Genomic DNA, 10,844 nt, shown 5'->3' on the forward strand with positions numbered 1-10,844 from the left:
TACGACTGCCGGGAACCCCTGGTGGCGCAGAATCTTCACAGAAGGTGGCCCGAGGGTCTATAGTCCGAAACTAGCAGTGCTAATTAATGCGCGTTGATGCGCGGCGTGAGGAGCCTCCCGTGCGTTCCGTCCACTTCGCGGCCGCCCGCCGCACCCCCATCGGCAAGCTGCGGGGATCCCTCTCCTCGGTACGGCCCGACGACCTCGCGGCGACCGTGGTCCGCGCCCTGGTCGCCGGCGTGCCCGCGCTGGACCCGGCCCGGATCGACGACGTCTACTGGGGCGCCGCCAACCAGGCGGGCGAGGACAACCGCAACGTCGCCCGCATGGCCGCGCTGCTCGCCGGCCTCCCCGACTCCGTGCCCGGCGCCACCGTCAACCGCCTGTGCGCTTCGGGCCTGGAGGCCGTGACCACGGCCGCCCGCACCATCGCCGCCGGCGAGGCCGACGTCGTGATCGCGGGCGGCTCCGAGTCGATGAGCCGTGCGCCTTTCGTGCTGCCCCGCCCCGACGAGGCCCTGCCGCACCGCATGGAGACCGCCGACACCCGCCTCGGCTGGCGTCTGGTCAACCCGGCGATGCGCGAACTGCACGGCCTGCTCGCCATGGGGGAGACGGCCGAGGAGGTCGCCGCGCGGTACGGCATCCCGCGCGAACGCCAGGACGAGTTCGCCCTGCGCAGCCACCAGCGCGCCGCCCTGGCCCGCAAGAACGGCCACTTCGACGACGAACTCCTCTCCGTGGAACGCCCCGACGGCGTGGTCGTCGACACCGACGAATGCGTCCGCGAGGACACCTCGTACGAGAAGCTGTCCCGGCTGAAGCCGGTCTTCCGTGACGGGGGCTCGGTCACCGCGGGCAATGCCTCACCGATGAACGACGGTGCCGCCGGCCTCCTCCTGGTCAGCGAGGACGCCCTGAACGAGCTGGGCCTGGAGTCCCTGGGCCGCTACGTCGCCGGCGCCTCGGCCGGCGTCCACCCCGACGTCATGGGCATCGGCCCCGTCCCCGCCACCCGCAAGGTGCTGACCCGCGCCGGCTGGAGCGTCGACGACCTGGAGGAGGCCGAGTTCAACGAGGCCTTCGCCGCCCAGGCCCTGGCCTGCGTGGACCAGCTCGGCATCGATCCCGAGCTGGTCAACCCCAGCGGCGGCGCCATCGCGCTGGGCCATCCCCTGGGATGCTCCGGCGCCCGCATCCTGACGACGCTGCTCCACCGCATGCGGCGCACGGGCGCGGGACGGGGCCTCGCCACGATGTGCGTCGGGGTGGGCCAGGGAAGCGCGCTCCTCGTCGAACGGCCCTAGCGGCCCTAGCGGCCCCAGCGGTCCCAGCGGCCCCGTCCCGGCCCACCAGGCGAGACAGCGCTTACAGCACCCGTTCGTTGCACATAGCATCAGTGTTCGCATGAACACCATGACGCTTTGGCACATCACGGGCTGGGAATGCGCCGCCCTCGCCCTCGCGGCCCTGCTCGTCGGCTTCTCGAAGACCGCGGTGAGCGGGGCCAACACGGTCAGCCTCGCCATCTTCGCGGCGGTGCTGCCGGCCCGCGCCTCCACCGGCGTGCTGCTGCCCCTCCTGATCGCCGGCGACCTCCTGGCCGTCGCCGCCTACCGGCGGCATGCCCACTGGCCCACGCTGTGGCGGCTGTTCCCCGCGGTCGCCGCGGGCGTCGTGGTCGGCACGGTGTTCCTCCTCCGGGCCGACGACGCGATCGTCAGGACCTCGATCGGCGCGATCCTGCTGCTGATGGCGGCCGTGACGGTGTGGCGCCGGCGCACCGCGGACAGGGAGGAGGAACCGGAGTCGGGAACGACCCGGTCGGGCCGGATCAAGGCCCGCTCCTACGGTGTCCTCGGCGGCTTCACCACCATGGTCGCCAACGCGGGCGGCCCCGTGATGTCGATGTACCTGCTCTCCGCGGGCTTCCGCAAGCTCGGCTTCCTCGGCACCTCGGCCTTCTTCTTCCTGATCGTCAACGTCTCCAAGCTGCCCTTCAGCGCGGGGCTCGGCCTGATCGACGGCCGCTCGCTGCTGCTCGACCTCGCGCTCGTGGCGTTCGTCGTGCCCGGCGCGCTGTTCGGCAAGTGGGCCGTGCACCGGATCAACCAGCGGCTGTTCGAGCAGCTCGTCATCGCGGCGACGGTCGTGGGCGGTCTGCAACTACTGCTGCGCTGAGCCCCGCAGCAGCGCCGGGAGGTCCGCGAAGGAGTCGATCACGTGGTCGGGCGTGCCGTCGGCGGCCCGCAGCGTCTCCTCCTGGAACTTCCCCGTCCGCACGAGCACCCCGGTGAGCCCGGCCCGCTGCGCCGCCAGCACGTCGGACTCGACGTCGTCGCCGACCATCACCGCCTCGTCCGCGCCGACGTCCAGCCGCGCGAGCGCCGAGTCGAAGAACGCCCGCGCCGGCTTGCCGGTGATCTCGGCCTCCACCCGCGCGGCCCGCTCCAGTCCCGCCAGGAACGCCCCGGAGTCCAGCCGCAGTCCCTCGGTCGTGCGCCAGTACAGGTTGCGGTGCATCGCCACCAGCCGGGCCCCGCGCTGCAGATGCCCGAAGGCCCGGTCGAGCGCCGCGTAACCGAACTCGGGACCGGCCCCGCCGACCAGGACGACATCCGGCACGGTCTCCGCGTCGTCCTCCTCGACGACACCGACCCCTTCGAGGTCCTCGGCGATGTCGCCGCTGTTCAACAGCGCGCACCGGGCGCCGGGACAGTGCTCGGCGAGGTACGCGGCGGTGGCGGCGGGCGCGGTCAGGATGTCCTCGGCGGACACGGGGAAACCCGCCTCCGTCAGCGTCCCGGCGATCGACGCCCGGGTACGCGAGGTGGTGTTGGTGACCAGCAGAACGCCGAACCCGGCCTCCCGGATCTCCCGCAAGGCATCGACGGTCCCGGGCAGGGGCCGCCACGAGACGGTGAGCACCCCGTCGATGTCGATGAGCACGGCACGCACGGACTCCATGCCAGGACGATAGCCACGCAGAGCCGCTCTCGCCGGTCGGCACCGCCGCGCTGCGCTTCCCCGGTTCTGCGGTCGGCCCACCCGTCCGGGCGCCCGCCGCACCCGACCTCGTACGCTCGACGCCGTGTCCCCTCACGTTCTGATCCTCGGCGGCACGGCCGAGGCCCGTGCTCTGGCCGCGGCGCTGTGCGCGCGTCCCGGCGTCCGTGTCACGACGTCCCTCGCCGGGCGCGTGGCCCAGCCCGGGGCGCTGGACGGGGAGGTGCGCGTCGGGGGCTTCGGCGGGGCCCCGGGACTGGCCCGGTGGCTGCGGGACGAGGGCGTGGACGTGCTCGTCGACGCCACCCATCCCTTCGCCGAGGCGATCACGGCCAACGCCGCCGACGCCGCGCGCGAGTCCGGCGTGCCCGCGGTGGTGCTCCGCCGCCCCGGCTGGCGGCCCGGCCCCGGGGACCGGTGGCATTCCGTCCCCTCACTGGACGCGGCCGCGGACCTGCTCCCGCTCCTCGGCCACCGGGTGCTCCTCACCACCGGTCGCCTCGGCCTGGCCTCCTTCGCCCACCTGACGGACCTCCACTTCGTGGTGCGGTCGGTGGATCCCCCCGAGCCGCCGATGCCGCCCGACACCCATGTGCTGCTCGCCCGCGGCCCGTTCACCGTCCCCGGCGAGACGGCCCTGTTGCGCGAGCACCGCGTCGACGTCCTGGTGACCAAGGACAGCGGGGGAGCGGCCACGGCGGCCAAACTGACGGCGGCCCGGGATCTCGGAGTGCCGGTCGTCGTCGTACGGCGGCCGCCGCTGCCGGACGGGGTGACGGCCGTACCCGATGTGGAGGGCGTACTGGAACGGCTGGAGCTCGGGTAGGGCGCTCAGACCGAGCCGGCCGCGAGCGACTTCTCCGCGCTGCGCGGCAGCCCACGGCTCAGGTCCTCCACCAGCAGCCGTTTCGCGATGGCGTCGACCGCCACGCGCAGATCGCTGTCCGTGGGACGGTCGATGTCCCGCCCCAGCCGGTCCTCCAGCCAGTCGGCCCAGGCCCGGGTGAGGACCGCGGCCTCACGGGCGCCCGCCTCGGTGTGCGACAGCACGGAGCCGGCACGGGTCCGGAACCCCTCCTCCACCATCCGCTCGAAGACCGGCAGCAGCACCTCCGGAGGCAGCCTGCGCCGCGCCGCGATCAGCCCGAGACTCGCGTGGCCGACCATCCGCGTGAACAGCTCGACCTGCATCACCGCCCAGGCCCCGGCCACGTCGAGCCGGGTGTCGGACTCCAGGACGATCCGCCGGGCGGTGTCCAGGTCCGTGCCGCCGATGATCTTGCCGACGGCGGCCTCCAGCACCCGCCGGGAGTCCGCGCCGCTCGGCGAGCCGAAGCCCTCGCCCATGTCGGTCGAGCCCGTCCGCGCGGTGTCGCGCAGCCGGACCTGCTTGAGGAACAGGGCGACCAGGAAGCCCAGGGCGGCGACCGGCACCGTCCACAGGAACACGGTCTGGAGCGTGTCGGCGTAGGCGTCGACGATCGGGGCGGCCACCGCCGACGGCAGCTCGTGCACGCCTTCCGGGCTCGTCGCCGCCCGGCCGAGGGTGGCAGGGTCCACCTCCTCGGTCCGAGCGGCCTGCGCCACCCCGTCACGGAGGTTGGGCGCCAGCGCGTTGGTGTAGATCGTGCCGAAGACGGCTGTGCCGAACGAGCTGCCCAGCGTACGGAAGAAGGTCACGCCGGAGGTCGCCGTGCCCAGGTCGGCGTAGTCGACCGTGTTCTGCACCGCGATCGTCAGGACCTGCATGCACAGTCCGATGCCGCTGCCCAGCACGAACATGTACAGGGACTCCAGCCCCGCGCCGGTGTCCGGCCCCATGAGCGACAGCAGGAACAGGCCGACCGCCATCACCAGCGAGCCGACGATCGGAAAGATCCGGTACTGCCCGGTCCTGCTGACCACGGTGCCGCTGAAGACCGACGCGATGAGCAGCCCCGCCACCATCGGCAGCGTCCGCACACCGGAGATCGTGGCCGAGTCGCCGTCGACGTACTGGAGATACGTCGGCAGATACGTCAGCGCGCCGAGCATGGCGAAGCCGACGATGAAGCTCAGCACCGAGCACACCGTGAACACCGGGTTGGCGAACAGCCGCATGGGCAGCATCGGTTCGCGCGCCCGCAGCTCCACCCGGCAGAACAGCGCCAGGGCCAGGGCGCCGCCCACGAACAGCCCGATGATCACCCCCGAGCCCCAGGCGTACTCGTTGCCGCCCCAACTCGTCGCCAGGATCAGGGCACCGGCCCCGACCGCGACGAGCGCGATGCCCAGGTAGTCGATGACCGGCCGGGTGACCGACTTCACCACCGGAATGGTCCGGGCCGCCGCCACCACGACCACGATCGCGATGGGGACGTTGACGTAGAACGCCCACCGCCAGGTCAGATGGTCGGTGAACAGCCCGCCCAGCAGCGGCCCGATGACGGTGGCCACCCCGAACACCGCGCCGATCGCACCCTGGTACTTGCCGCGCTCGCGCAGCGGGATCACATCGGCGATCAGCGCCATCGAGGTGACCATCAGACCGCCCGCGCCGATGCCCTGCATCGCCCGCCAGGCGATCAGCAGCGACATGTTCGTCGCCAGACCGCACAGGAACGAACCCGTGATGAACACGACGGCCGAGACCTGGAAGACCGCCTTGCGGCCGAACAGGTCGCCGAACTTGCCGACCAGCACGGTCGCGACGGTCTCCGCGAGGAGGTACGAGGTGACCACCCACGACATGTGATCCGCCCCGCCCAGATCCGACACGATCGTCGGCAGGGCGGTGCCGACGATGGTCTGGTCGAGGGCCGCGAGCAGCATCCCCAGCATGATCGTCACGAAGACGACGTTGCGGCGACGCGTGTCCAGCACCGGCGGCTGGGAGGCGGGCAGGGCGGTTTCCTCCACGACGGTCACGTCGTCACCTTCACACCTGTGGGCTACGTGCGCATGCCAGAACGTCCGCACGGGTGCCCGGTGATGGACCCGTCAGTCCCGCCGGTCCCGTCAGTCGCGGGGATGCCGGCGCAGCAGATACGTGTCCATGATCCAGCCCTTGCGCTCACGGGCCTCGGCCCGCAACCGCTCGATGCGGGGGGCGGCCTCGGCGATCGGGCCGGAGACGAGGATCTCGTCCGGGGTGCCGATGTAGGCGCCCCAGTAGATGTCGACGTCCTCCTGCGCGTACTGCCGGAAGGTCTGGTGGGCGTCGAGCATGACCACCACGTCGTCCACGCCCTCCGGGAAGCCCTCCGCCAGCCGTCGGCCGGTGGTGATCTGCACCGGCCGGGCCACGCGGTTCAGCCCCGTGCGGTGCCGGGCGACGAGCGCCGAGACGCTGCTGATGCCGGGTACGACGTCGTACTCGAACGCCACGGCGCCGCGCTCCAGCACCTCCTCCAGGATCCCCAGCGTGCTGTCGTAGAGCGACGGGTCGCCCCACACCAGGAACGCGCCGGTCTGCTCCTCGCCGAGCTCCTCGGAGATCAGCCGCTCGTAGATGTCGGCGCGGGCGCTGCGCCAGTCCCCGACGGCGGGGGAGTACGCCGAACCGCCGGCGCTCCGGTCCCGCTCCGGGTCACGCGCCTCGACGACGCGGTACGTCCCTTCCGGCACGTGCGCGTCGAGCATGTCCCGCCGGAGCCCGGTGAGGTCCGCCTTCACCTCGCCCTTTTCCAGGATGAAGAACACGTCCGTGCTCCGCAGCGCCCGGACCGCCTGGAGAGTGAGCTGGTCGGGGTCGCCCGCGCCGATACCGATGACATGAATCTTTCGCACGCCCCGAGTCTGCCGCACGGGGGTGAGGGCGTTTTCACCGCGGTGGAGGTCGGGGGCCGGGACGGGGGTTCACGGGGGACGGCGAGACTGCCGGGCGGGCACGCCGAGGCGGCTCGTCGGCGCCGGCGTTTCGGGCTCGTCGGCCCCGGCACATCGGTGCGGCGGCTCAGCTCCCGGCTGCCGCACCCCGCAGCCGAGGCGCCCGCACCCCCGCGTCCACCGCCCGGCCGTGCCGCTCCACGTCTCCGGCCAGCTCCCGTGCCCATGCGGCCACACTCGCCACGTCGATGCCGTGCGGCAGGGACTGCCCCGACTCCGCCACCCACGCCTCGGCCGCGCCCGCCCCGCGCCGCAGCAGCCGGGCCCCACCGGTCAGATTTCCCCGGGCGGCGTGCGTGAGCCCCACGGCGAGCTGGGCGAGGCCGCGCCACAACTCGCGCTCCCGGTCGGGCCCCGACTTCCACGCGTCCTCGAAGACCTCGTGCGCGTGGAACGGCTTGCCCTCGTCGAGCAGCCGCTGCGCCTCGCTGACGGTCTCCTCCGGAGTGCGGACGACACCCTCGGGCTGCCGGGGCACACCGTCCGAGCCGTACGGCAGGGGCCGTCCGAGTCCGTCCCGGGGCCGGGCGTTGCGGGCCCGCCCCTCACTGTCGCGGTCCCGTGCGTCGCCCGGCCGGCCCGGGTCGGTCTGTCCTGTGCTGCCCATACGCCGATTGTCCCGCCCGGCCCGCTTTCGGCGCGGCCAGGGGTGTGGGGTAAAGTGCTGTTCGCGCGATCACGCGGTTCACCGCGGGTGGCGCGCACCGGGACGTGGCGCAGCTTGGTAGCGCACTTGACTGGGGGTCAAGGGGTCGCAGGTTCAAATCCTGTCGTCCCGACGGTGCGAAGGGTCCCGCAGGCCGATGCCTGCGGGGCCCCTTTTGTTGTGTGCGTGTGCGTGTGCGTGTGCTTGGGCGTCTGCGGTGTGCGAGCCCTTGACCTCGAGAGCACTCCAAGCTGAAGACTCCCCTGCGTGCCCGAGACCCGGTGCACCGGAGGGAGCGACACCCGTGAAGTACCCCGCCCCGGCTCGCGGCACTGCGGGAGGTGGCGCGGGAGAGCGGCGCGACCGTCAACCAGGTGGTGCTCGCCTGGCCGATCGGCGGCGACCTGCCCGTCGTGCCGCTGGCCGGGGTCTCCTCGGTGGCCCAGCTGGAGGAGAACCTGGCCGCGGTGGACCTGGAGCCGACCCCGGAGCAGCGAGCGCGGCTGGACGCGGCGCACTGAGAGCGTGGGACCGTGGAGGGGAACGGCATCCGGACCCACCTCCGGAAGGAGCACCGGCCATGACCACCCACCCGGCCCACCCCGGCGCCCGCTCGCTGCGCACCACCCCGGAAGGCCTCATGTGGGAGCCCAGCGAGCGCTGGGTGCGCGGCCGCAAGGGCGACGTCACCGTCGTCGACAGCCGGCACCCGGTGCTCGTGTGGGAGCCCCACCTGCCCGTCCCGCAGTACGCCTTCCCGGCGCGGGACGTCCGCACCGACCTCCTCCGTCCGGCCAAGAGCCCGCCCACGGGCGCCCACACCGGCTCCCGGGTCTTCTACGACCTGGACGCGGACGGCGAGGTGCGCGCGAACGCGGCCTGGACGTTCCCCGCGGACGACCTGGCCGGCCACATCGCCTTCGAGTGGTTCCTGCGCACCGACACGGGCCTCGACCACTGGTACGAGGAGGACGAGGAGATCTTCATCCACCCCCGTGACCCGCACAAACGTGTCGACGCGCTGCCCAGCAGCCGGCACGTGCGAATCGAGGTCGACGGGCAGCTCGTCGCCGACAGCCGCACCCCGGTCCTGCTCTTCGAGACGTCCCTGCCCACGCGGTACTACCTCCCCCGCGAGGACGTGCGCCTCGACCTGTTCGACGCCACCGACCACCACACCGGATGCCCCTACAAGGGCACCGCCTCCTACTGGTCCTGGCGCGGCGAGGCCGACGTGCCGCCCAACCTCGTGTGGACCTACCCCGAGCCGTTGCCCGCCGTGGCGGCGATCCGGGGGCGCGTCGCCTTCTTCAACGAGGTCGTCGACATCACGCTCGACGGCGAGCGCCTGGAGCGGCCGGAGACGCCGTTCACCCGGATGCTGCGGAAGCGGAGCCGTTCGTGAAGCCGTCGAGCAGGGCGTCGAGACCGGCCGCGAGGCCCTGCAGACCGCCCTGCTCGACGAGTGCGGCCGCCGTCTCCCGCAGCGTCGGCAGCTCCTTTGCCGACAACCGGTGCAGCCCCAGACGGAAGGCCGGGTCGGTCTCGTCCGGGTTGTCGACCACCGGACGCAGTTCCACGGAGACGTAGCCCAGCAGCCAGGCCGTGAAGGCGCGGAACACGTCGGCCGTCGTCGCCTCGTCGAACCCGGCGCCCCGCAGGATGGCCAGCACCCTTTCGTGATCGCGCAGGACCGCGGCGGGCCGCCGGGCCAGGGGGACCGCCAGCAGCCGCGTGGCCAGTAGCGGCACCGCCTGCGGATGTGCGAGACATACGGCGTAGGTCGCCCGGGCGATCCGGTGCAGCCCGGCCCGCCAGTCGGTGTCCTCGTCCCCGTCGGCGGCCAGCCGCTCCTCCAGCTCCAGGTACAAGGCCTCGACCAGCCCGTCCAGCAGGGCGTCCTTGCTCGACGCGTACCGGTAGAGCGCCATGGCCTCCACGCCGAGCTCGGTGCCCAGGCGGCGCATGCTGAGGGCGGAGAGGCCTTCCTGGTCCACCAGCGCCAGCGCGCTGGCCAGCACCCGCTCCCGGTTCAGCCGGCCGTACCGGCCGCGGTCGCTGGCGCGGCGGGCGGGGGCCGGCGCGGCCGCACCGCCCTTGCCACGGCCTCGGGCTCGCTGCTCGGTCATGCGGCCTCCTCGTCCCCGGGAGGGTCTCCCGACGTGGCCCGGCATCCGCGGGCGCGTACGCGTACATCGTAGGTCGCGGAACTCCGGTCGGCCGGGAGGCCGCACCCGGTCGGGCAGGTCTCGGTCAGCGCAAACGGTCCACCGCGCCGACGGCCCTGACCACCGCGCGGTGGACCCGCGGGTCGGCGTTGATCGCCGTGTGGGCGGTGCGGCTCGACGCCCTGCGCAGCCGGCCCAGGACCGCCCCAGGGGTGCGACGGCCGACGTAGCCCTCGGTGACGGTGAGGTCCGCCGTCTTCAGCGCGTCCTTGTAGCGGGAGGTGCCCTTGCCCAGGTCGACGTGGATGATGCCGCGTTCGGCCGAGGCCTCGGCGCACTTGAGATGGAGGAGGATCCCGGGCGAGTACTTGGCGAAGCGGACGTCGTACGCGGGGAACCAGGTGGCGTACACCTCCCGTGACCGCAGCCCGTAGAGCATGGCGACGGGGGTCCCGCCCGCGCGGAGCACGGTCAGCGTGCCCGAGCAGGACTCGGACGGCAGATCGAGCAGCTCCCGGAGGATCGCCAGGAACCAGTCCTGGGAGAGCGGGTCGCGCTGTCCCCGGGACCGGAGCTGGGCGGATTTCCAGCGGCAGAGGGTGTCCAGCAGCGCGGGGTCGGGTGTGTGGAAGTCCAGACGGAGCGGCCCCACGTCGCGGGCCAGTCTGCGTTCCTGGTTCCGCGCGGCGCGCAGCACCTTGGGCCGCAGCCGTTCGAGGTAGGCGTGGTGGCCGCCGGCGAGTTCCATCACGGGGGAGGCCGCCCGGGTGTGCGGCGTGCCCCCGGTCTCGAAGGGCGTCTGGCCCTCGGCCAGATGGTCGTACTCCCAGAGCGCCAGACCGCACGCCCTGAGCAGCTCCAGGGGGTCCCAGTCCAGGCCCGGCCGGTGGACGAGGCCCTGGCAGTCGCAGAAGCCCCAGCCGATCGGCTTGCCTGATCCCAGGGCGTGCCGTTCGAAGGGGAAGAACCCGACGGTGCCGGCGCCCGCAGTGAGGCGGGCCACCCGGGCTGTGGCACGACGGCGGCCCACGGCCATGGCGAACTCGGGGGCGAGGAACGGGTTGGCCAGTCGCAGGTCCGCGCGCTGCATGGCGGCCCAGGCGGCGAGGTCGGCGGCGGTCAGTTCGTCGGGACGCAGCACCGTGACGTCCATCGGG

General features: G+C 72.9%; 10 protein-coding genes, 1 tRNA gene and 1 pseudogene. 6 read left to right on the forward strand and 6 right to left on the reverse strand.

Features of this window, described 5'->3' with window-relative positions; all coding sequences use genetic code 11:
• Positions 1-119 precede the first annotated feature (119 nt).
• Together ACFZDI_RS06780 and ACFZDI_RS06785 are read left to right on the forward strand one after the other, a co-directional pair.
• On the forward strand, positions 120-1,307 hold the full coding sequence (locus tag ACFZDI_RS06780) for an acetyl-CoA C-acyltransferase (RefSeq protein ID WP_391248267.1): 1,188 nt from the start codon (positions 120-122) through the stop codon (positions 1,305-1,307).
• A 100-nt stretch (positions 1,308-1,407) separates the two neighbouring features.
• Positions 1,408-2,181 (forward strand): TSUP family transporter, encoded by a 774-nt coding sequence (locus tag ACFZDI_RS06785; RefSeq protein WP_391248269.1) that lies wholly within the window; start codon positions 1,408-1,410, stop codon positions 2,179-2,181.
• Here ACFZDI_RS06785 and ACFZDI_RS06790 read toward each other — a convergent pair.
• Positions 2,167-2,967, reverse strand: coding sequence for an HAD-IIA family hydrolase (locus ACFZDI_RS06790; protein ID WP_391248271.1), 801 nt, complete (start codon positions 2,965-2,967; stop codon positions 2,167-2,169). The genes ACFZDI_RS06785 and ACFZDI_RS06790 overlap by 15 nt on opposite strands.
• Positions 2,968-3,091: 124 nt before the next feature.
• On the opposite strand from ACFZDI_RS06790, the gene ACFZDI_RS06795 reads away from it, so the two are divergent.
• Positions 3,092-3,832: a cobalt-precorrin-6A reductase gene (locus ACFZDI_RS06795; protein ID WP_391248273.1), complete on the forward strand. Its 741-nt coding sequence runs from the start codon at positions 3,092-3,094 to the stop codon at positions 3,830-3,832.
• Positions 3,833-3,837: 5 nt separating this feature from the next.
• Here the strand turns inward: ACFZDI_RS06795 and ACFZDI_RS06800 are convergent, their stop codons facing one another.
• The 3 genes from ACFZDI_RS06800 to ACFZDI_RS06810 form a co-directional block, all read right to left on the reverse strand.
• A complete protein-coding gene (locus ACFZDI_RS06800) occupies positions 3,838-5,913 on the reverse strand; it encodes a DHA2 family efflux MFS transporter permease subunit (RefSeq protein WP_391248275.1) in 2,076 nt (691 codons plus the stop codon).
• Between the two features lie 90 nt (positions 5,914-6,003).
• On the reverse strand, positions 6,004-6,774 hold the full coding sequence (gene cobF / locus ACFZDI_RS06805) for a precorrin-6A synthase (deacetylating) (RefSeq protein WP_234849006.1): 771 nt from the start codon (positions 6,772-6,774) through the stop codon (positions 6,004-6,006).
• A gap of 166 nt (positions 6,775-6,940) precedes the next feature.
• Positions 6,941-7,480 (reverse strand): DUF309 domain-containing protein, encoded by a 540-nt coding sequence (locus ACFZDI_RS06810; RefSeq protein WP_391248277.1) that lies wholly within the window; start codon positions 7,478-7,480, stop codon positions 6,941-6,943.
• A gap of 98 nt (positions 7,481-7,578) precedes the next feature.
• Between ACFZDI_RS06810 and ACFZDI_RS06815 the strand changes: the two genes are divergently transcribed.
• The 3 genes and pseudogenes from ACFZDI_RS06815 to ACFZDI_RS06825 all read left to right on the forward strand — a co-directional run bounded on the left by ACFZDI_RS06815 (position 7,579) and on the right by ACFZDI_RS06825 (position 8,924).
• Positions 7,579-7,652, forward strand: a tRNA-Pro gene (locus tag ACFZDI_RS06815).
• Between the two features lie 178 nt (positions 7,653-7,830).
• Positions 7,831-8,040 (forward strand): annotated as a pseudogene (locus ACFZDI_RS06820) (aldo/keto reductase); the annotation flags it as partial.
• A 59-nt stretch (positions 8,041-8,099) separates the two neighbouring features.
• Entirely contained in the window at positions 8,100-8,924 is an 825-nt protein-coding gene (locus tag ACFZDI_RS06825) for a DUF427 domain-containing protein (protein WP_344367718.1), read from the forward strand.
• Here ACFZDI_RS06825 and ACFZDI_RS06830 read toward each other — a convergent pair.
• Positions 8,890-9,648, reverse strand: coding sequence for a TetR/AcrR family transcriptional regulator C-terminal domain-containing protein (locus ACFZDI_RS06830; protein WP_361115615.1), 759 nt, complete (start codon positions 9,646-9,648; stop codon positions 8,890-8,892). The two genes, ACFZDI_RS06825 and ACFZDI_RS06830, sit on opposite strands and share 35 nt — an antisense overlap.
• A 124-nt stretch (positions 9,649-9,772) precedes the next feature.
• On the reverse strand, positions 9,773-10,840 hold the full coding sequence (locus ACFZDI_RS06835; RefSeq protein ID WP_391248280.1) for a GNAT family N-acetyltransferase: 1,068 nt from the start codon (positions 10,838-10,840) through the stop codon (positions 9,773-9,775).
• Between the last annotated feature and the right edge of the window lie 4 nt (positions 10,841-10,844).

Origin of the sequence: Streptomyces sp. NPDC007907 (assembly GCF_042959365.1) — a bacterium.
GTDB classification, from domain to species: Bacteria; Actinomycetota; Actinomycetes; order Streptomycetales; family Streptomycetaceae; genus Streptomyces; species Streptomyces indiaensis.